We start from the raw sequence: 23,434 nt of genomic DNA, 5'->3' as shown, positions 1-23,434 counted from the left end.
AATTATGCACGAGCAACAGAAACCCAATTACAGGCAGATCTATACCGATATCATCAATATTAAATTTCCTGACAAGAAAGATAGATATAAAGATTGGCTTGGGAAAAAAGAATTAACTTTTATCGACATTTTGCAATTGGAGAATAAGATTTTTGGGTTACACAATGAAAATTCCGTTAAAGCCAGTCAAAAACACAGGTCTTACACTGAATCGGATATCCTGGAAATATTGGATTATCAAAAGAAAAACAAGCTGAATAATTCCCAGCTGGCCAATTATTTTAAGCTTAGCCGTAACAGTGTGGGAAAATGGAAAAAAATGTTTAAGTAAGTTCATAGCTTAATCTGAAAGTTATGATCAAAAAGAATCACTTTGAAATTACCTTCAGAAGAAGCCGGGGAAACTGTTAAAATCTTCTGCTGTAATAAATATCAGGCTTAGACCACAACATACCTTAAATAGTTTGATGTGGTTTAAGCCTGGTTTATATTTTGCATCCAGGTATAAATATCTTCATTCGAAGGTATGCTTAATTTTTTTCTCAGCCTGTTTTTTCTGATCTGTATGGCCTGTGGCTGTACAAAAGTATAAGCAGCAATATCCTTGGTAGAAAAATGGAGAAATAATAAAGCACAAAATTTTAATTCAGTGTTGACGAGCTGGGGTTCTACCTTCAGTAAGTTTTTGAAAAAATTCGGATATACTTCCTGGAATCTTGTAATAAATTCAGGACTATTACTTTTAGCTAACTGTATCACTTCTTCAAAAGCCAGGTTCAGTTGTTGATTGAGCAGCTGTGTTTCCTGCTCTTTTGCATTTAAAATTTTGTTTTTCCTGCGTATTCTTTTTATGATTAGGAATGCAGAAATAATTGCACTTAAAATCCCTGCCCATATAATGTAGACCAGAAATCGGGTTTTTGTTTTTACATTGGTTTCTTTCCGCCCAATAAGCTCTTTTACAGCGTTTTCAATAGCGGGTTGTTTAGCATTGTCAAGACTGTCTTTAAGGTGGTTGGATTTTTCAAGGTATTGTTTGGAAAACTCTTTATCTCCAGCTTCCTCATAGGTTTTGGAAATATCGCCATACAAAACCTTCAGCCTTTCCTTATTCCCGCTATTTTTGGCCAGGATAATTGCTTTTTGATAATTAGAAATGGCAGAATCATATTCTTTTTTTGCGGCATAGATCATGGCCTTTACTTTATACAGTTGATAATTATTATTTGCCAATATTTTTTTTGCTCTGGCTTCCACTGCTTTCACATTTCTTTCTGCCAAATCAATTTTATTTTCAGCAACATCATATTCTGTCAGCATTAAAGAATAATATATTTTATTCATTTCTAAAATATGGGGAAGTTTTTTTTCCTTTTGTAAAAGACTGATTCCCTTTTTCAGATACCATTTGCATGAATCCGGCTGTTTCCTTTTTTTAAAGGATACACCAATTTTAAAAAGAGCTAAAGATTTTATATATATTTTAGCATTGTGGTCATCAGTATCATCTGCCAGCTTTATATTTTCTTTATATTCATTGATGGCTTCCTGATAGAGCCCGACATTATAATAATTACCTCCAAGTTGTTTTGTAATCTCACTTTGTAGCTTAATGTCATCTTTAGAATGTTTTGCCTCTTCTTCTGCCAGTTTCAAATAGTCTAGTCCTTTTTTATAATTCCTTAGGTTTGAATAATAGAAAGACAGCCATAAATACCCCATTGCTATTCCTCTGGAATAATTGATTTTTTTGGACTCATTCAGTAAAAATATATTTTTTTTAAAAGTTTGGTCAGTTTTGGCTTCAGCATAAAGAATCTCAAGTTTGCTATATTCTGCATCAATATGCTGGGGTGTTATTTTTTGCTGCCCGGTTAACAAAATAGGCAGAATGAAAAAAATAATCTTCATCATAAAAAGGAATTTTTTTCTAACCATACTCACTACATATTTTTATTAATCTATAAGATGTTAAAAATGACACCTAGGGCTATTAAATTTTGCGCAATATTAAAAATTAAAATATGATTTGGCTTTAAAGCAGATATAACATAGATATAACATCCATGAATTTTACAGTTTAAAACACAATACAAATGTACTGTGAAATTTTGATTATTAGATGGTTATAAAGTGTTATGTATGTGTTATATCTATTGTTTTTCAAATTATTTTTTGCTTTTGTAGTATTATTCCGGTCAGACTGTATAATTCCTTAAGGAGTAGCTTCATGAAATTATCAAATCAATTTTCATTAGGCCTAAAATCAGGATGATAAAATAAGTTAATCCGAAGCACAGGGGATAAGAAAATTTAAAAACCTATTTTGGAAGAATCCAATAACTGTTTAAATAAAAAGTGTAATTATTTCAAATAAAAAAAACCGTTCAATCATTGAACGGTTTTTTTATTATTTGTTGGCTCCTCCTGCTGGGCTCGAACCAGCGACCCTCTGATTAACAGTCAGAGTTTTAAAAATGTTAAAAAACTGATTTTCAATAAATTGTAAAAATATGTTAAATTTTTATTTTGATGATCTTATCAGTTCTATGACCACTTACTAAAAAAACCTTGCAATAAATCTTGCAACAATTTTTAAAACTTATATCCAACCGACACCAGTAGTAGACCATTTCTTGAAGTTCCGTACGTGCCATCATCATCAATAATGTCCGTTCCCTTTTTGTAAACATTTGAAACTCCAATATTGTATCTAACTCCCACAAAAATGTTTTTAGTAAAGTAATAAGATGCGCCAACACCAATACTGAAATCTATATTATTTTTAAATTCTTTATCATCCAATGTGAATCCATCTTCAAAGATAACATCTTCATCTTGGTAATCAGCTGTAATTTTTGAACTTAACAAAAACCCAATCTGAGGACCCGCTTCAACAAAAAGTCTGTTATAAACATTGTATTTAAACATAATTGGAATGTTTAAATAACTCATTTTCATTTTTAATTTTGTTTCTTCTTCAGGAATAGTTACGTTTGATAAAGTAATTCTGGTTGAATAAATAATTTTTTACTTACCAGGATTTGTACCAGACCACCAATCATAAATCCCAACTTTGAATTATTTTCAAATCCGGTTGAATTTTCATAAATATTGGAAATATTGATTCCCGCCTTTAATCCAAAACGAATTTTAGAATTCTTCTTTTCTAATTCAGTTTGAGACTTAATCCTTCCAGCTGAATTTTGGTGTTGTTGCAATTGTTTTGACTGTGCCGACAAGTTTGAGATTGAGAACATGGTTAATGTAACCACTGTTAAAATTGAGATTCTTTTGATCATAGTTTAAATTTAAACCCGAAAATTTTATTATATGTTAATAAATTAGTGGGTGAAATTTGTACAGTTTTTGGGGAGACTTAGACTCCAATACGTTGAATATTTAATAAAAAAAGAGCTACAAAATTTGCAACTCTTTTTTCTGTTATCATAATTTCCCAAAGGTAAAATTAAGAATCAAATTAATGTATCAGTTTTTATGATCAATTCACGTTCATGTCTGAAAAATAGCAACGTCAGCTTGTATACAGCTATAAGATCTATTTTATTCAACTTCCATTACTTTATGAACATCGTTAAAATTATACCACTGTTCTTTTTTGCCTGGATAATATTCGTATAATTCATCCAAATATTTTTCCTCTTTAAGAAAGGAAGTACCTTTATTTATCGGTATTATATAATTGTCTAAATTATTAATGAAACTAACGTATTGACTGTAATTATATTTAGTTTGTGAGGAAATCGTTTCACATAATATATTTTTATTGTCAACTCTATTAATATCATCACTCATACGTCCTCTGCTTGAAGAATATTCATCAGTCAACTTATCCTTGAAAAAAGATGCTAATTTTTGAGCATCAATTGCTACAAAAAATAGATAACCCCTTTTTTTTAACAATCGAAATAATTCATCTAAATCTTTAGTAGAATTATTAGATTTTTTTTCTAACCTAAGTTGATCAAGGGTCATGAAATTTTCTCTACAAAAACACCTTTTAGCAATTAAAAACTGTTGAAATGCTAAACTATCTTTTTTTAAAAATGTTTGTAATTTATGATATTGGGTATTTTCCTTAGTCGTCTGTGCAAAAACTACCATATTACATAACAAAAAAACTAAAACAGCAACTCTTTTTTTCATCATTTAATTTTTTTCTTATTTTGATCTGCAACATATAGGTAAACAGTTTGGGCATCACTCAAATACATGTGATCGTTTCCACCTATAACTTTTTTCCCATTATATATTGTAACATGTCCTGTAAAGCCGGCGTTCTTCTTTGCAATCATAACAAAAGTTCCCTTTTTACCACCAAAAGCCTTTTGGACTTGTTCCACAGAAGTTGGATTTTCTACTTTTATAATTTTGTTTTCGTTCCCTTTATAAATTTTGTCTAACACTTTTTTAAATTGTCCCGCAGTTGATGTAATACTCAAACCTTTCATTTGGCCCTCCAAACCTTTAAAGTCCGATATTAAGTACTTTCCAAACCCCATCTTATTATATGCTATAGAACCTCGTGTTGCGCATGCATTAGTCATATTGATTGGTTTTTGACCAGACAGTTTTAATTGCTCACTATTTCTATCATAATTTTTACCGTATACATAGGAAAATACATCTAGATTGGAGACTTCTCCATTTCTCCAAGTCATATCATCTGCTGTTTTAGGCCACTTGTTATATAGTAAATCCCATTCCACCTGCTTTCCATTTGGATCAATATATCGTATCGGGTTTTGATAGGTATAAATATAAGGATTTAGATTTCCCCAAAAGTATACACCTCCATTATGTTGTCCATCTCCATAGAATTCCGTTTCCATTACAGGATTGTATACAGCGAGTGGATCGACACCATACCAAATACTTATCCTAGGATTGTAATATCTGGCTCCATAGTAATAAAGACTGGTTTCGCTATCTAATTCCTTTGCATTGAACTTATACGGGTTGACATAGGCTGTTGGTTCCTGCTGCTCTACCATGGTCTCTCCAAACGGTAAATTTAAGAAAAACTGTGTAGGTTCAGCATACTCATTAGTTACATACGTTGCGGTACCTAAATGATCTCCGTGCAGGTAATAAATACCTCCTGTAGGTGCCGGAGCTTTGGCAAATTCTTTTTCAATCTCCGAACTTTTGAAGCCGGCTTTAGAAAGATAATTTTTAAAGCCATCATCGGCCGCCGTTTGTTGCTTGCTAGGATCATCACCTTCTTTACTTCTTACAGGTGTTGCTTGTTTGCCAAAAATATTGCCCACGTCTGCAATCCTACTCGCAATACGGTGGTATCCTGCAAAGTAGTGCTTGGTAAACATACCTTCTGAAGTAAATACGGCATAAGGATTTGGATAGACCTTATAGCTGTCGAATAACAAACCATTATCTACCATTTCTCCATTTTGATAAAGTTCTGCATCATTTTTCAAACTCGCTTTAATAGTACGCTCTCCTTTGTCATCATATACATAATACTGGAATGAACCTATTTCCGGTGTATGAATAGCTCTCAATCTGTCCTGTTCGTCCCAGTAGATATCTGTAGGACCTGTTTGAATCGTATTATGACCGGTTGTATTTCCGTTGCTATCATACTTAAAATATTCTTCGTTCCCGGTAGTAACATCAGTAATTTTTTCTACCATGTGGGTTTTGGGAATATAAGTATACTTGTTCTCATAAGTATTATTCGTATTTACCACCCCATCCTGCTCATGATGCTGTACCTTAGTGTCTATTCCACTGCTCATGTTATAGAGTAAGGTGGTTTCATACATAGACGTTATAGCTCCTGCAATCGGTGTAGGAGGCAAACCGTCTTTTCGGTCAGGCTCTGCATTACCTGAAGAACTCATAAGTCTGTTAAGTGCATCGTAATCATACCGCATTGCATAATTTCCTCCGAATCCTGTATTGGTCGTTTGGCTTGTATTTTGGATCCTTGTTATGTTGTCCACATAATCATAGCGATAATCTCCGTTTAATAGGACATTGCTGTTCGCATCTTTTAAAAGGTGGTTTTGCAGTCTTCTCTTCTCTGGCTCATAGGTGAAAGTAGAAGAAGTGTCGTTACCGAAAACAATATTTGTTCGCTGTTCGTAATGATCATATTGGATAGATTTTACATATTCGTACCCATCTTCATTTGCAAGATATTTCAGATTTCCACCCAGATCATAATGATATCTTAATATTTCATTATCAGGATATACAATAGTTCTGATTCTGTTCCAGTTATCATACTCATAAGATGTATTAAAGCTTAGAGTAGGCATATAGAATCCATATATGTAACGGCTTTCATTGATCACTTCTCCCATATTCCCATATTGATAATTGGTTACGCCAGTACCGTCTAGTTTTTTTAGGATTCTGCCGGCACCGTTTCCTGAAGTACCATACAGGTAGCCTACATTGGCCGGATTTGGGCCGGATGGAATATCCGGCAAATTGATATTAGTCAATCGGTTATAGGAGTACACATAATGAATTGGCTCACTGCCAGTAACATTAAGATTGCTGGTTAGAATATGTGTTAGTTGCCCTACTTTGCTATAGGTGTATAGTGTTTTACCGCGGTCAGGATGCCACTGAGCAGTTCTTCTGCCACCCATATCATAGCTAAAGCTGGTTTGCAAATCTTCTGGATCAATCACATTCATGATTTCTCCTATTGAGTTGTATAAGTAGCGGGTATTTAACACCTGTCCCGGCAAAAAGTTTCTTGTTTCCACGGTCTTTCCTTCGGCATTGGCAAAAACTTCTGTTCTCAGCTGTTCCGAAGCGTTCTGCATTTGGGTTGTTTCTGTTTTAAAATTGCCATTTTCTATAAAGAACTTGTTATCCACAGAATTTCCAACCTCGTCGGTAGAAGATACATTTCTGTCTTTATAATCATAGCCTGCAGAAGTATTGTATTGAGACAGAGTGAGAGTAAGCTTATTGTTGATTGCAGCATCTTTATTTTCAAAAACAGGATGGAACTGTACTGTTTCTCTTCCCAAATTGTCATTGATTACTCTTCCTGAAACCGACATTTTTTCTTCATTATCCATCTCAATATCTTTTTTCACCTGTATTACCTGGCCCGTAATATCAGCAAAAGAAATGGTTTCAATATCGTTCCCCGGATGATAAGGATCAAGATGCGCTGTTCTTGCGGTAAACAGATATAATTTGTTCCCATTACTAAGTGTTACCGGGGTATTAAAGTAATCATAATTGATGGTATTTGCCTGTGACTGCCAGTCGTTAGGGCTCACTATTCTAAGTGGTCTTCCATACCCGTCATGTTCAAAATCCATTTTATTCCCTGTAATATCTGTAGTTTGTAAAACAGTGTCTTTTAAAGGATCATAGGTAGCATAAGAAGATAGATTAAAGATAAGATCTTGTACCTGGATTACATATTTACCCATCGGATCATAGAAATATTCTAACTCTGATCTTTCATTAAATTCATTCGGAGGAGATGTAACGGTTTTAATGTTTCCAAAAATATCGTAGGTGAAATCTGTTTCTGCTATTTCCGATGAAGTAAGCCATACTTTATACTTGGAAATATCTCCGGTGTTGAAATTGGTAATTTCTGTAGCACGTTTACGAAGTGGATTCATAGCACCTGTACCAGGATAAACCGTAATCATACTCGGAACATTCAGAATATTATTATAAAGATTCGTATGATAAGAGATTACACTGTTATAGCTTGCAGACGGACTTATATACTGATACTTGGTAAGCAGTCCTTTATTATTATAAAATAACTGATTTTGGATAGAAATTGAGTTTCCGTTTTCATAATTGGTTTTAGTAGTACCAGACATTAATACACGTGCCATCTTTTTCCCTTCTGTACCTCCTACGTCATACGTTTCAAACTGGGCAGCAGGCAATTCTACCAATTCACTAACAGTCTGATTAAACTGATACAGTTTATAACTGTTTACGGTAGAAGACAGAAGATTTGATGTTCCTGTTCCGCCATACATTTCTTCAGATTTTAATAAACCTCGGATAAAATAATTCTGATTATAATAATTTTGTATGGTAGTACGATAAATAGTAGAGCTATTAGACATTTCGTAAGTCTTCACTTTTGCGAATCCATATTTCGCACGCTCTCTTCTGTCATATCTTGAATTTTCATACTCAAATCTGGCAATCATATCTTTGTCGTTGGTACTCAAAGTATATGTTCCTGAAAAGGCATCAGGATTCGGTACAACCACCTCAGACATCACTAGTTTTGCCTTAGGATCGTTGTAAGATGGTTTAGAGAATCCATAATTAATGGTAAATGCAGCACCAAGATTTTTAGGAGCATCACCACCATAGGATTCAGCATAAGAAACTTTTTTAAGCTTATTGGTTTTACCAATTTGTGAATAATGTATTCTTAAACCGTTATTGGTATTAACCACCAGATCAGGAAGACCATCACCGTTAACATCTCTTAAACCTTTATTGATTTCAGATACAGATAATCCCACATTGGCAGAAAGGTCTGCACCGAAAGGTTTTACGTATAAAATAGGAATACCAAAAATGACGATACAAGGTATATTGATATAATATCCACCATTTAAATTGGCATATCCGCTATGAGTTTTTGTTTCTTCAGCCATGCTGACATTCAAACTCAACGGATTAGCAAAACGGTTCCCTAAGTTGTATTTTACATTGGTTTGTCCGGTATTTTCATCTACCTGAACAATATCTACAAGGCCGTCACCATTCACATCCAGGAATGATCTTTTTGAAGTAGCCGTAGATGATCCACCACCAACACCACCGGAAATAGCGATGCCTAATTCAACGCCCTGAACGGCATCGATCACAGAGTTTATACCTCCTCCGATTCCAAAAGAGGAAGAATACACGGGTTTGGATACCGGCCCTTCAAATCCTGCAAAAGTTCCTGTTGATCCTGCGATATTTCCATTCACCAATCCGGTTCCAAAGTTGAGTTTATAATAATTTCCTTCAATTTTATCAGCCAGACCATCGCCATTGATATCCATCCAATATTCTGTTGTTTTATTGAACGAGTTCGGATAGTTGGATGTGCCTACACTCATAGACCATGAAACAGAAGTATCTCCTGTTGCGTTTGTATCGCTATTATTGGCTTGCCTTCCTACTGATTTACTTCCTGAAGGGCCAAATGCTATAGATTTGGTATTCATGAAATCATCAGTTCTTGTGATCACTTTGTCTGTTCCTTCAATACCGCTCTGTGCACCCTTCAAACCTCCCAGAATACTGGTTTGCTGAGATTGGGTACGATATAACATGTCCGGATAACCATCACCATTCACATCAAAAAAGTCCTGAGTCTGAATGTTGCCGATGTTTCTCAGCTCGGAAGTAGAGTTCGTGAAAGAAAGACCAATCCCGATTCCTGCATTTTTTGTTTTCGATTTGCTTTTCTGTTTTTTGGAAATAGCAAACATTCTTGTATTAGGATTATTGGCCACTTCAATATCATCTTCATCGGTATCACTATCTACAAAAGGGGAAGTTGGAGTTTCATCATCTCTAAAACTGCCTATTTTGGAATATTGCTCATGGAACATCTGGTTAATCCATTTATGTTCTCTGACTTTATCTGTTTTATAAGGATTTAGCGGAGTGAAAGGAGATGCGGCACCAAATACCTGATTGTTGGCATAATTGTTCTGAAAATCATTTGCAAGCTGATCTCCTACACATTCTCCATATTGTTGGGAGTTGGTAATCCCTGCACAGCCTGAAAAATTTAAATTAAACTGGAAAGGGTTTTCAAGAGTTGCATCATTAATTAATGCACCGTATTGATCTTTCGGAGTATTTGGATTGGTAGTATATGCCGGAGCATTGCTTCCACTAGGTCCTGATGGGATAATGATACAGTCGTTTTCCTTACGCGGCTCACATCCGGGAACCAATGGAGGCTGCTGATTTGTACTGCCTGCTGCTGGAACAATATCTCGAGCTTCATTATAAAGGAACTGTCCCCAGTTATGATAAACGGCACTTACTCCGTTGTATTCACCTGTGTTTATAGATGTTTCAGTGGTATGATCCAAAAGAGAACCGCCTGACTGATTATAAATATTAAATATATTATTGTTGAGCTGTAACTTAAGAGCTTCATATGCAAGTCTGTCTTTATTGGTATCACAGAAAATCAAAATATTGAGTTTTTCCGCATCATCAATAACACCGGCTGTAGGATCTCCATGATAGAAAAGAATCGGATCATTTCCACTAATAAGATTATAATCTATGGTATATTCTTTTAATGTACCGTTGGATATTTCTACAATTCTTTTATCAAGAAATAATCCCTTTTTCTTAATAACGTACATAAATCTACCAGGAACAGAAGGCGTGAAACTAAAGTTCTTATTGATAGAAATAGAATAATCATCATTACCCGAAGGCAAATTATTCAGTGTCGAAATGTCAAATTTACTTTTAAAGTCTCTGATATGGTAAGAAGGATACTGAGCCACAGCATAATGTCTGTGGGAAGCATTTGGATACCCTTCTACCAGAATATTATTCCACTCAATTTCTTTGTTGATGTGGGAGTCTGTTTCTACTAAAAACTTAAGATGCCATGATTCACTAGGATCGTTAAGAGCAGGAACAGCATAGTTAATATCTATTGGTGAAACCGTTACAGGCTGTCCGGGAGAAGGACCAACAACTTCTTCATAAATAAGGTTGACGTTTGTCTGTTGATTCTGTGCCACACTGGTATCTTCCTTGATAAGGACAATAGAATATTTTACTCTGTCAGACAGCGCAGGTATTGTAAATTCAGGAATCGTGATATGTATATTAGCTGGTTCCGTAATTTTTAATGACTTCGTCAGGTTATTCAAAAAGAACTTGTCGTCATAATTGGTTTGATTAGGCATATATCCATCCTGTTCCTCAACGAATTTATCAGGAAGCGGGCTTCCGGTATGGTCGGTATAAATGACCAAAGGATTGGTATTCACAATAAAATTGGTACCTGACCTTTTGTGCAGCCTGAAATATACTTTCTCCCCTGACTTTACATAAAGCCTTGAAGAACTGTTGACCCCAAGTGGAGTTCCGGAATAATCGTTATAATGACGGATTCCTACACTTTGGGTTGCCGTGCCGTTAAGTTCCGTTAAAAATAATCGGCAATTTTTTGAAATATCATTCGGGTTTTTAATCTCTATGGAATAGACCGCTTTTGCAGGATTATCCTGACCTGGCTCAATGCCTATTTGATCCGAAATTTCTATAAATCCGTTTTTCGGAGCAATCCAAACCTTCACCACATCATTTTTGGGCTTTACAGGATCTATGTCATCGGGATCTTCGGGTTCAGTGTAAGGTTGAGGATCATTATCCGTTATAACCATATTTTCAGTTAAATCACTGGTGATCACCATTTCCTGCATATTTCCGTTTCTTCGGTTAAACCATACTTTATCATCTTTGATAACATCCGGTAATCCGTCAGAATTGGCATCCATCATATAAATAGGTGTTTCATTTTCACTCTCGGAGTTGATATATGAAAAATCAAATCCTATTTTGAACCAATTAAATACAACGCTTCCACCCAAATTCCAAGTTGTTCCCTTTGAATGTGAAAAATTACTGTTCAGGTTTCCTACCGATTGTTGTGAGGTATTGAATACTAGCTGTCCATTATTATCAACACTTCCAGGAATCAACTTAATTCCATTGTCTCCATTTCTCTTACGGTATAAAATATCTGCTATTCCGTCACCATTGAAGTCTACCAGCTCTTGCCCTCTTTTCATTCGTGGATAAGAAGCTCCCCCAAAAAGAGACAGCATAAAGTTTTTTACACCTCCCAATTGAGGCCTGAATAATGCCAAACCTCCTCCTGTTCTTAAAGACCATCCCCATTCAAAATTATTGTCTGCACTTATTTTGGAAGGAGAGGTGATGGAACTTACCACATCGGAAAAAGCATCAGTACCCGGCGTTGCAATATTGGTAGCGGTTCCGAAGACCGTACCATTATCATAGTATTCAAAATTATAGTCAAAAGCAGCACCATCCGTACGTGGATTAAGTACTTTCATTTTCATTTTGGTCAGAAGACTTTTTTGAAATATCCCTGAGGTATAGGTGAAATTATAAGACCGTATATTTTGGAGCTGATTGCTTCCGTTCTTAAAATCAATATTTATTTTGGTGAGTAAGTAAGGCTCAATTCTTTTGAGAACACCCTTAACATTAATTTGTTTATCAGGTCTTGGAGTATCATTGAAGAATGTTACAATATAAGGACCTTTCTGTCCATTCCTTCCGGAATAGAAAATTTTATCAACATGGAATACCCAGCCGGCATTAAGATTCTGATCATCTCCTGCAAAGCTATTGATGGATTGATTTTTGTATTCGTAAATCATATTATTTCCATGAACATCTTCTACTTTCCATACTCCCCACTGAATAATGTTTCCATTATTATTTTTAAGGACAGCATTAGGAACAAACGTAGACTGATCGCCTCCATAATATGCTTTTGTACCGTTTGTAGAGGTTATAACCCATCGGTAATCCGTTGTACCCGATCCGTATCGCTCAATTTTAGTGAAATCGTGGTTTTTTCTCAGATAAAAAGTTTTGACACCAGATCCGTTTCTCGGCTGTCGAGAAGTATCAAATGTACCATTGGCATTAACTTTATTATGTCTGTGAGGCAAATAACCATCAGGATACACCAGCATTTCGCCATCCAATGAATAGAGTTCAGTTTCCTGACCCGCTGTAAAAGTAGGAGTTCCCCATCTTGTATCTACAGAAATGGAAGATAAGCCTCCAATGTTCCAGCCTTCTCCCATCCAGCCATTTCCACTATCACTACTGTAAGTTACAGATAATGAAGGCTGCATATCGGAGGTGCCTGCCGGTAACATCAATGGATAATTGATATTGGCATCTCCCGTCTGGGTTGCCGTTGGAGCCTGCATCAAAGGAGCGCTAACAGGATTGGCCGCTTTTAATCCGCTGATTGTTGTAGGCGTAAAAGAATTAAGTTGTGGTGATTCCGGCAGGGAAATAACACCATTGATATAATCTCCGTCCTTATCTCCTTCAAATGTTACGGTTTTATTTTTCTCATCTACATGGGTCGCTCCAACAACCTTCCACTGTTTTATGGAATAGTCAAAAGAAAAAACTTTAATGTTTTTTGGAGAGAAAAGACCTAACTTCTTATCATCATATGGAATCGTAATTTTTACTTTTTTATTAAGTTTTCCTGATTTTAGAGAGAATCTGTACCCTGAATTGTTCAAAGTAATATTCTTAAGACCACCAGATACTGAAGGGATGTCTTTTTCTCTTAATTTTATGATTTCAATAGATGTAGATGCTGATTCTGTCGCATCTTTTTCAACCTTTAGATTTAAATCCTCATAATTAATATCAGCTTCCTGATCTTTAATGATATCAATTGTTTTGAAATTATAAACGTTGTTTCCAATTACTTTAAATGATTTTTCATCAGAAGGTAATTTAAAAAGCTGATTATTGCCATTATGTGAAACTGAAAAATGACCGGATGCTTTTTCTTCTGCAGATAATTTAATAATCTTTTCAAATTCTCCGTTATTCCACGCAGTATCAGAATTATTAATTCTTACATTTTTATCTTTACTTATGCCTTTTACATAAAGATAATCTCCGGAAAGTATTGAGGTGATTTTAAAATCGTTTTCTTTTCTGTTTTTTTCAAAAACAATTTTTAAGTTTCTGACTTTATATTTTATTCCCGAAGAAGGTGAGGTGAAAAGGATTGTATTTGCTCCTTCTTTTAGAACTGAAGATCCCAGTTCTTCTTTTTGTAAACTCCATACCGCAGACGACATGATAATCTCACCACCCATGGAAGGCTGATGGTTTACTGATCGTGATACTGATTGATGTGAAGCTAACCCGTATAGTTCGTACATCAAAAATACACGGGAATCATCATTTACCTTTGGAAGGTTTACCGTAAAGAAATTATCTTTAGCACGGTCTTCTTCCCGATCAGAAAAAATTCCAATCGTACCCTCTTTTTCTATTGCTGAAAAAGAATTGCTGTTTTCTCCTGTATTATTTACTAAGTCAATTATGCTGTTATCATCATTTTCCTTAAGATTAAAGTTCTTATCAGTAACCAATTCCGGGTTTAAATTTAAACCATCATTAATTGTCGGGTTTGTTACTAAAGCAGAATTTCCATTGGATAAACCATTCAATAAAGGGAAATACATCGGTTGATCCAAATAATTATCAGATTTTTGATTCTTTTCCTTATTCCAGCTTGTCTTCCATTTCCTGATTTTGAGAATGTCTTTTTTTGTGAAAGACGCAAAAATAAACATACATGCAAAGAAGCACACGAGTAGTGCTGACTTCTTTGTAAAAGGAAGTTTTATAGATTTTATTTTCATGATCAGGTTTTTAGTCTACGATTAATTTAAAGGTTTTGATTACTTTCCCATTGAGTGTTAAAGACACTAAGTATGAACTCTGAATATTAAGTGTTCCGTGATATGATTTGGATTTATGATCAATCTTCTCCATCTTAACCAATCTTCCGCCTCCATCATAAATAGAAATGCTCAGGCTTTCCATTGCAGGAAAAGTTACAGTAAACTCCTGTCCTTTTTTAACTGGGTTTGGATAGAGTTTAATATCTTCAAGGTTCAAGGAAATTACTTCATTGTTTAGAGAATTGGATTGGGATTGACTTGTCTCATCCTCTCGGGTTTTTGGTATAGGTCCCGTTGCAAATGTAAATCGTTCAAAGAGGTCATTGCTCTTATTATTTATAAAATCAACTTTATTGAAAAAAATAAAGTTTTCATTTTCTACGCCCTGAATTTTTATAATTTCTCCTGCTGAGTCTTTTAGTAACATCCAATATACTAAAGGAAGCGAATCAGGATTCATTTTATTTTTATCAATACGAACCTGATAATCTTTCTTTGGAATAGTAGAACCTATAAAGTTGATTTCCCAGTTTCTTTCAAGAACTCTTAAGTTTTCTTCATTTCTGAACCCCATTTCCTTATTGTCATCCGACCATATCACGAAATTATTTTGATCGAACAAGGTTGGGTTCTCAATATTCATTTTAAAAATATTTCCTTTCCCAATAGTCAAAAATTGATCTTCCTGATTGGAAGACTGTTTCTGATACAATTCATTGCCGTCATCCCTACCTAACCCTGTTGGTCTGTATTTAAAATCTTTGTGTTTTTCAGGATCCCAAATCAGTGTCCCGTCAGAAGAAATATATTTTCCTTTGGTAAGAGATATTCCGTATTTGATGGAAAGATAACTGTGAATTTTACTGATATCCGTCTTTGTTGCTTTCTTAGAAATGAATATCATCTCATAAAGATTCTGATCATCAAATTTAATTTTGATGCTGTCCGGCTTACCGGATTTTAAATCGCCCACACCTGCATAAGTGAAAATACTCGGTTTTTTCCGAAGCTTGATCTTTGTTTGATCTCCTTTCTCAAAAACATTATTATTGAGAATAATCTTTTTAGAATCGTTCTCCCATATTTTTTCTTCTTCTCTGGAAGTATGGACAAGACTTAGCGTATGGCTTTTATCACGACTATGTCTTATATACTTTTTGAGAAAACGGTTTTTTATTCCGTCATGGAAATTAAGTAAATGGTCATCTTTTACATTGGAAGCTTCTCTAATTGAGGTGTTTGCTTTTTCCCAGATCTGAGGATCTGAGCCAACTAATTGTGAATAGAATTGAGCAGAGCAGAAAACAGCAATACCTGCTGCAATCTTGCAGTATGTGTTTTTGAAAATCATGTGAAAATAGTATAGTTTTAAGTAAGGTTCAGTGATACTTGAAGTCACGAAAATTTAGAAAACTATGGAATTTCGAGGAATAAGTTCTTCATATTATGAGTTTTTTTGGATTTAAGTTTTTATTTGGTACTCACAAACTTATGAAAAAAAACAATAAATCTTAAAAAAATATTAAATTTTATAAAAAAAGTTAAAAATTGATTATTTATCGCATTTTACATAGTGTAGGATAGGAATTTAACATCAATCTAAAGGATGTATTGGGGATATTCTTGTAAAAGAACTTGCTGAATTTTATCTTGGAAAGGTGATAAAGATTCGTTTACAAAATATTTTGTGGTTTTAATTTCAAATCCTAAACCAATGAGAAAGAGAGACTCAGAAAGGGTACATCTATATCATCCATTAATTCTAATTTACGAGATCTGAGAACTGTCATCAATTACTTTTGCAATAAAAAGAAAATAGTACCAAAATAATATGTTTATCCTTTTTCAATAGAAGGATATAAGATTACAGAATATATTCCCAAAAAATATGTGTTGTCAAATAAAGAAATAGAAAGAATTGTAAATTTAAAAAATTTTGCAAGTTCAGAAGAAGAATTTGCAAGAGATATTTGGGAACTTCTATATCGTTGTAATGGAATTAATTTTGTCGATTTGCTGAGATTAAGATGGGAACAACAAAATGGGAGATGTTTTGTGTTTTTCAGGAAAAAAACCGAAAAAACACAAAAAAATTTGAAAAAGGATGTTGTTGTTCCAATTGATAGGAAACTGGAGTTGTTGTTGCAAAAAGTGGGAGATAGAAAAAGTAAGTTTGTTTTGGATATTCTAAAAGAAGGATATTCAGAACAGAATTTTGATTATTACAATCGGAAACTTCGGAAACAGATCAATTATTCACTATCAGAATTATCAGAAAAATTAGAACTTTCCGTTCCTTTGAAACTCAAGACTGCAAGAGATTCTTATGCCTCAGTTCTAAAAAGAAGTGGTGTGTCTATTGATAAAATATCTGAAATATTGTCCCATTCCAATACCAACCACTCAGCATTAGATTCAATGGATTTGGATACTGTTTTTGAAATCAACAGTCATTTGATTTAAATTACTAAAAAATAAAAGTGATAACCAAAAGTGACTTTTCATCATACAAAATAAAGGTCGTTTTTGAAAAAGTCCTTGCAATGTTCTTGCAAGAGGAATAAAAAAAACACTTACATTGTTGTAAGTGTTTCGTTTTCTGGCTCCTCCTGCTGGGCTCGAACCAGCGACCCTCTGATTAACAGTCAGATGCTCTAACCAACTGAGCTAAGGAGGAATTTTCCTTTGTTTAAGGTGTTGCAAATATAAAAGGAATATTCATATCAGGCAAATTTTATCCCTAATTAACGCTGATTTTTGATTAAAAATATTGAATTTCAGTAAGAAATATTTTATACCTTTTTCATTAGCTCCAATCATCTTCAGATAAATGCCGGAAATTACGGGTGAAATTCTAAAAAATTCCCAGCTTATTGGCAATAATAAAAACCACGCCCGAAAGCGTGGTTAAAATTTCATATTTCATCCGGGGTCCGGATAAAAGTATGGTGTATATTATTTGTTAAAATGCTTAGTTATTTTATTTTTTAATTATTTTAACAATAGTATCAGAATCATTGATTCTTACCAGATAAGCTCCTGAAACTAAAGAAGAAACATCTGTCTGCCTGTTTTCAAACTTGCCTTTCTTCACCAGCTGGCCGGACATATTATAAATTTCATAATAATAATCCTTGCTGTCAGTTGCACTGATGTTTAATGTATTGCTTACAGGAATCGGATAAAGAACAAGCTTTTCTGCTTTTACTTTTTCCTGTACTTCTTTAGACGCCAGTACTGTTTTCGCCTGTGCTCCTGAATTATTGGTTACAGGAATTCCAAGATATCTTGGTTCATCTTTTGCACAACGGCAGGACATAGCGGCGTAAGGGTTCATTCCTATACCTGTGGTCATTAATCCTGATTTTATATTCAGGCCAAGGGCATTTCCAAACATATTGTCGTCCATAGATGCAGACCATACTCCAATTTCATTTGTAGTAACAGAACTTCCGTTTCTGATTCCCGCAATAGGATAATTTCCTATATTATAAGGTTTACCATTGTTGTTTCCGTTAAATACCCATCCAGCATTATTTCCTGAAGTAGAATTTACCAGAACTCCTTTATAATTGTTTGCAGCGGATGCTCTATATGTCTGTCCTATCCCTATCTTGCTTACACTGTTAGGAGCGGGATCTGTAACTGCTTTACCGCCCAGATACCACGGAGAATTACCTTTCACTCCGTCTCCGGTATAGCTGCTTGCAAATGAGTAGGAAGTATCAGGAACCCTCCATCCTTCAGGGCATGGGTCGAAAGGAGATTTCTCACCTGCGTGTCCCCAACGCTCAAAAGCGATACCTTGGTCTTCACTGATCCAGTCTTTAGGCTTTTCATATGGAGCACCTCCCAATGTGCCGGTTTTTGTAATATCCTGGTTCAGATAAGTAAGAGGGTTTTCAGAGGAATATTTCAATACTTTTCTTACAGCAGCTTCGCGTTTGTCTGCAGGGGTAATATTACTGGCATATTGAGAATAGTTCGATATGTATCCTCCTGCTGTGCTGTTATATTGAGCAGCCCCTATCAGCTGGCTGTTTCTGTATATATTTCCATCTAAAAAGCTTGGTAACGGATCTTTTCTACCAAACTGATAGTGAAGTCCCATTGTTTTTTTATACTCATCACTGTCTATAGGTGTTGTAGTTGTTGGGAAAGCTATTAAGGCTCCCAGGTTTCTGTCCATAAAAACAGTCTTTAAAGGAGGCAATACAAGACTGTACGAATTGTTAATAACATGTCCGCTAGGTGAAACCCCGCTTGTAGCACCGTTTGCCGTGATGTCATAAGGAATTTCAGTTAAATACTCCTGAATACCTACAGGCTCTGTTTCCGGTAACCAGATATGCCAGCTCCATATAACCGGAGAAGACTGGGTAAGACCATTGTGAAGCGCTACCACAGCATTACCATATTGCCCTGCTGTACGGTCTATCGTGATACTGCCATCCTCAGAATTAGAGCCAGGTGAATAAGTAGCATTGATAGGATCTACATTATTTTTTTTAGTAGTCCAATATACACTTACGCTGACATTTGCAGGGAAAGCTTCATTGTCTGTTAAATAAAGCTTGTGCATTGCTACAGCCTTCTTAATGCTGAATGTTTTAGATGTAGCGGCAGGCAAAATAACATAACTGTTAGGCTCCTTAGCCCAGGTTTTCAGGTTTTCCAAAGTATATTGAGGACTTACAGAAGGGTATATATACTCTGTTTTGAATACTGAAGGCATATAAATATCATTAGGATCTTTGATACATCTTACAGTTCCCGCTCCTTTAACCCTTGCAGTCTGAGCAATACTGTAGCTGAGGTTTAATTTGTCCGGAGTGGTTTTATAATCTGCAACAATACCCATACCGCGAACTCCGTTCCACGGAGAATATGTAGATGTTGCAAACCCGGCAGTAGCCAGCCAGTTAACATACGAAACTCCTTCTGATGCACGGTAGTAATCTACTTTTTCTTGTGGCCCGAAATATACATAACCTCCTGTTAATGGGAAATAATCTAGCTTTCTATCTGTCTGTCCGCTAAAATCAAAACCTAAGGACGGATAAACCTTAATGTTAGGCAACATTGAATTGGTAGTTTTTAAACTGATATATGATAAAGATTTTCCTTCATTAACTATAGGGTCTCCATCAGTGGTATATGTATCCAAGTAAAAACCATTTGAATTCGGAATACCCAGATTGTTTAAAACGGATGCTGTTTTCCAGTTATTATATACATCATCATTTCCTCCGCCACCTCTTCCCCATGGGCTGGTGTTGTTATTTCCCGTTGCGCCGCCTAAACTTCCTCCGTAATGAGACGGAATTCTCCATCCGCAAGGGCAAGGGTCGTAAGAAGATTTTAATTCATAAGTCTTACTGTCAGTATCAGTTTCTGCATCGCTTGATCCTGATTGAGAGAACATTCCTCCTCTGTTGTCAGACCACAGATCCCACGAAATCCTGTTACTGTAATAAGCGCCGTCCATTAATCCTGTTACCCTGTATTCCTGATCCGAGAACCATGTTTCGCCAAGGAAATTAGTATAGGTGATTAATTGTAACGGGTGAGTGGCAGCATATTTTAAATTCTTAACCACTTCGCTGTGGTCATTTAAAGTGCCTGCATTATTAGGTCTTAGCTTCCAGCCAAACTCAAATTTGTCATCGGATGCAACCGGAGCAAAAGGATTGAATTTTCTTCCTTTTCCTATTTCTCCATGTATTTCGTACTTAGTACCATCCTTATAGATCATTGGAGGAATTGCGTCCTTTCTTCCCCATTGGTACATTAGACCGGCAGATTTATTCCAGTCGTTTCCTAAAAACTGGGCATTGGTAGCACCAAGGTTTCTGTCCATCCATTTCCAGTTGGCAAATGCATTTACCCCCTTCTTATCTTTTTCATATCCCTGATTATAGGTTGAACCATTGGTACGTGGATCATCGGTTACCCAGACATGCCATGTCCAGTATATCGGGTCACTACTATTGCCATTGGTTCCTGCATGCAATGCTATTACGGCATTTCCTTCGCCTCTGGTTTTATTTACAGGAACCAGAATTTTAGCATCTTCTCCGCTTCCGTCTAAAATTAATTTATAAGAGCTATCGCTTTTTATGATCCCGGAAACATCTTCCCAGTACACATAAGCGGATAACTGACTTCCCGCAGGAACTGGTGTATTGAATGAAAGAACAGGGTCGCGATCATCCTTCCAGACAGAGAATGCTTTTTTTACCGGAATTTTTATACCATCCACATCTTTTGTAGTGTCGTTATCATCTTTACCTGTAAAAATGTAGCTGTTAGGAGCGAGAGTCCAGTCCACAGTTCCTGTAGGATTTACAATAATTTTACCTGTTGCTGTTGCCGGGCAGGAAGCATTTGGTACGGTAACGGTAAAGTTATATGTTCCCGGTGTTGTTGGGGTTCCTGAAATTCGGACTTCCTTAAGACCGGCTCCTCCTGTTACAACCGTAGAAGTAACGCCAGTTGGCAAACCTGTTACAGTAGCTGTTGTTCCGCCAATAATTCTGTAAAAAATATTATGGATGGCTGTACCTGCATTTACTGTTTGATAAGCATCTCCACTGTATTTTTCTAAACTGTTGCTGATATTAATGGTAACAGAAGTAGAATTAATGCAATATCCCGGAAGCTGATTAGGGGTAAAAGTATATATCCCTTTTACCGTATTATCTACTATTGCCGGAGACCACGTTCCTGTGATAGGCGTTGCTGTTCCATTAACTGTAACGGTATTGTTTGCAGTGGCAGGAAGTGTATAATTCTGACCAAAACAGATAGAAGAAGATATACTGAATGTAGGAGTTACAACGGTTCCTATACTGACTGTTTTTGTGAGTATACAGCCTGTACTTGTTGTAAACTTAACCGTTACGGAAGTAGCGGTTACGGAAGTATTTGCTGCCAAAGTCGCCACATTGGGGTTGGTTGCGTCTTTAGTAAGAGTTACCCCGCTTACAGCAGAACTTAAACTCCACGGATTTGTACCTGCGCCCAGTATGTTGGAAGGAACTGACAGTGTGATAGTGCTTCCTTTACATACCTTATCATTTCCGGTAATGCCGGATACAGAACTGATTACTACTTCATCTGACAATGCAGAGTTACATCCTGTACCGGTTTTAACATTAAAGTAATAGCTGGTTCCCGGAGCCAGATTAGTGAAGGTTGCTGTTGATGTGTTTCCTGTCAGAGTAGCACCTCCGGGATTGGCCGTGATGGTCCAGTTTCCTGCGGGTAGTCCGCTTAATACCACTGACCCTGTGGATACAGAGCATGAAGGTTGAGTAATAACGCCAACTGTAGGAGCATCAGGGCCTGCATTAACGGTAACGGTTATTTTTGCCCTTGAACCTTCACAGCCATTTGCAGTTTGGCTTACCCAATAGTCTGTGCTTCCTGCTATGGTAGTATCTGGTGTTGGAGCAACCGTATTTCCTGTTCCTCCTGTAGCCGTAGCATACCATAATAATCCTGTTCCTGTTGCAGACAGAGGAGACGCGGTATCATTCTGGCAGTAAATAACCGGAGAGGTTACACCAGGTAAGCCCGGAGGTGTATTTACAATTACATCAATTAAAGAACGGGTACTTTCGCAGCCGTTTACAGTTTGGCTTACATAATAGGAAGTTGTACCTGCACTGCCTGTAGTAGGAACGGGGGCGGTTGTATTTCCTGTTCCTCCTGTAGCTGCAGTATACCACAATAACCCTGTTCCTGTTGCAGAAAGTGGTGATGATGTAGTATTTTGGCAATAAACAACAGGAGTATTTACACCCGGAGAGCCAGGGACAGCATTTACTGTTACATCTATTTTCTCTCTTGGCCCTTCACATCCATTAAGGGTTTGGCTGACATAATAAGAAGTAGTGCCTGCATTGTTTGTTGAAGGCGTTGGAGCAGTAGAGCTTCCCGTTCCTCCTGTAGCTTCGGTGTACCATAATAATCCTGTTCCTGTAGCTGAAAGTTGAGATGCAGCAGCATTTTGACAGTAGACAACTGGGGTGCTTACCGATGGAGCAGGGGCTGTACATGTTTGTGGTGTATAGCTTACTAAACCATGTACATTTAAGGCGTTTGTTACCCCACCATTATTAGTGTATAATTTTACTTTTATGATGTAAGTTCCGGGAGTAATAGATTTATTGATGACCTCCGGACTTCTGGAGTTCAGCCAGCCTTTGGCTCCGTCACTCATCCATGTTGTTTGGGTAATTAACTCTTCGGTGTTGGGGACTACATCCGTTCTTACAAGATAGGTCCAGTTTCTTACAAAGCTTAATGATCTGATATTAAGCGTTATATCAGTTGATCCATTAGGTACGGTAAAACTTTTACTGTAATAATTGTAGTAACCGTCACCAACGTTAGCCCAGCCATCTTTATCTGTAATCCAACGGCTTTGCAGGGCGTTTGCTGTTATTCCTAAAGCAGGAAATGACCATCCTGTGTAAGTATGCCTGGTCTTGGTCCCTACCTGAGCTATTTCGCCGGGACGAGTTACAGACCAGTCAGGATCTGCTTCAGAAGTTCCGCCGGTCACGTCCGGTGGTGGAGCATTCATTAAAGTACCGTCACTGTTTTTTCCGGTACTTAAATCAATTGTTACTGTTTGAGACTGGAGAAAGCCGGACAATAACAATAATGACAACAAAAATAATTTAATTTTCATTTTGAAGTTTGTTAGTTGATACTACTCTGTTAAAGGATTTTCGTTAACTCCTGTGTTTTTAATTGTAATGGTTCAATGTATGATATGAGGAATCTCCTGTATTAACTGAAAAGGATGAATGATTTCCGAGTATTTACCGAGAACAAAGGAATCATTGTATTTCAATGGGAAAACACTTACACCAAGACAGAACTTGGGTAATAGACTTTGT

The 23,434-nt window shown here is 36.1% G+C and carries 9 protein-coding genes and 1 tRNA gene; 2 read left to right on the top strand and 8 right to left on the bottom strand.

Going from position 1 to position 23,434, the window contains the following annotated elements; all coding sequences use genetic code 11:
- Window positions 1–4 precede the first annotated feature (4 nt).
- On the top strand, window positions 5–331 hold the full coding sequence (locus tag HNP36_RS10930; RefSeq protein WP_184162996.1) for a helix-turn-helix domain-containing protein: 327 nt from the start codon (window positions 5–7) through the stop codon (window positions 329–331).
- 143 nt (window positions 332–474) lie between these two features.
- On the opposite strand, the gene HNP36_RS10925 is transcribed toward HNP36_RS10930, so the two are convergent.
- The 6 genes from HNP36_RS10925 to HNP36_RS10900 form a co-directional block, all read right to left on the bottom strand.
- A complete protein-coding gene (locus HNP36_RS10925) occupies window positions 475–1,914 on the bottom strand; it encodes a tetratricopeptide repeat protein (protein WP_184162993.1) in 1,440 nt (479 codons plus the stop codon).
- Between the two features lie 681 nt (window positions 1,915–2,595).
- Window positions 2,596–2,988, bottom strand: a complete 393-nt coding sequence (locus tag HNP36_RS19310; RefSeq protein WP_317168973.1) for a porin family protein — start codon at window positions 2,986–2,988, stop codon at window positions 2,596–2,598.
- Between the two features lie 2 nt (window positions 2,989–2,990).
- Window positions 2,991–3,302 (bottom strand): outer membrane beta-barrel protein, encoded by a 312-nt coding sequence (locus HNP36_RS19305; protein WP_184162987.1) that lies wholly within the window; start codon window positions 3,300–3,302, stop codon window positions 2,991–2,993.
- Between the two features lie 262 nt (window positions 3,303–3,564).
- Window positions 3,565–4,170: a hypothetical protein gene (locus HNP36_RS10910; RefSeq protein WP_184162984.1), complete on the bottom strand. Its 606-nt coding sequence runs from the start codon at window positions 4,168–4,170 to the stop codon at window positions 3,565–3,567.
- Window positions 4,167–14,480, bottom strand: coding sequence for a T6SS effector amidase Tae4 family protein (locus tag HNP36_RS10905; protein ID WP_184162981.1), 10,314 nt, complete (start codon window positions 14,478–14,480; stop codon window positions 4,167–4,169). Before HNP36_RS10905 ends, HNP36_RS10910 begins: the two co-directional genes overlap by 4 nt.
- 10 nt (window positions 14,481–14,490) lie before the next feature.
- A complete protein-coding gene (locus tag HNP36_RS10900) occupies window positions 14,491–15,873 on the bottom strand; it encodes a T9SS type A sorting domain-containing protein (protein ID WP_184162978.1) in 1,383 nt (460 codons plus the stop codon).
- Between the two features lie 542 nt (window positions 15,874–16,415).
- Here HNP36_RS10900 and HNP36_RS10895 point away from each other — a divergent pair.
- Window positions 16,416–16,985 carry a tyrosine-type recombinase/integrase gene (locus tag HNP36_RS10895; protein WP_184162975.1) on the top strand — a complete coding sequence of 190 codons (570 nt, stop codon included), beginning with the start codon at window positions 16,416–16,418 and terminating at the stop codon, window positions 16,983–16,985.
- A 137-nt stretch (window positions 16,986–17,122) separates the two neighbouring features.
- Here the strand turns inward: HNP36_RS10895 and HNP36_RS10890 are convergent.
- Window positions 17,123–17,199 (bottom strand) — tRNA-Asn (locus HNP36_RS10890).
- 303 nt (window positions 17,200–17,502) lie between these two features.
- Window positions 17,503–23,223: a T9SS type A sorting domain-containing protein gene (locus HNP36_RS10885; protein ID WP_184162972.1), complete on the bottom strand. Its 5,721-nt coding sequence runs from the start codon at window positions 23,221–23,223 to the stop codon at window positions 17,503–17,505.
- Window positions 23,224–23,434: the final 211 nt, after the last annotated feature.

Origin of the sequence: Chryseobacterium shigense (assembly GCF_014207845.1) — a bacterium.
Classification (GTDB): Bacteria; Bacteroidota; Bacteroidia; order Flavobacteriales; family Weeksellaceae; genus Chryseobacterium; species Chryseobacterium shigense_A.
The sequence above is the reverse complement of the archived record's forward strand: the minus strand, read 5'-3'. Positions and strand labels throughout refer to the sequence as shown.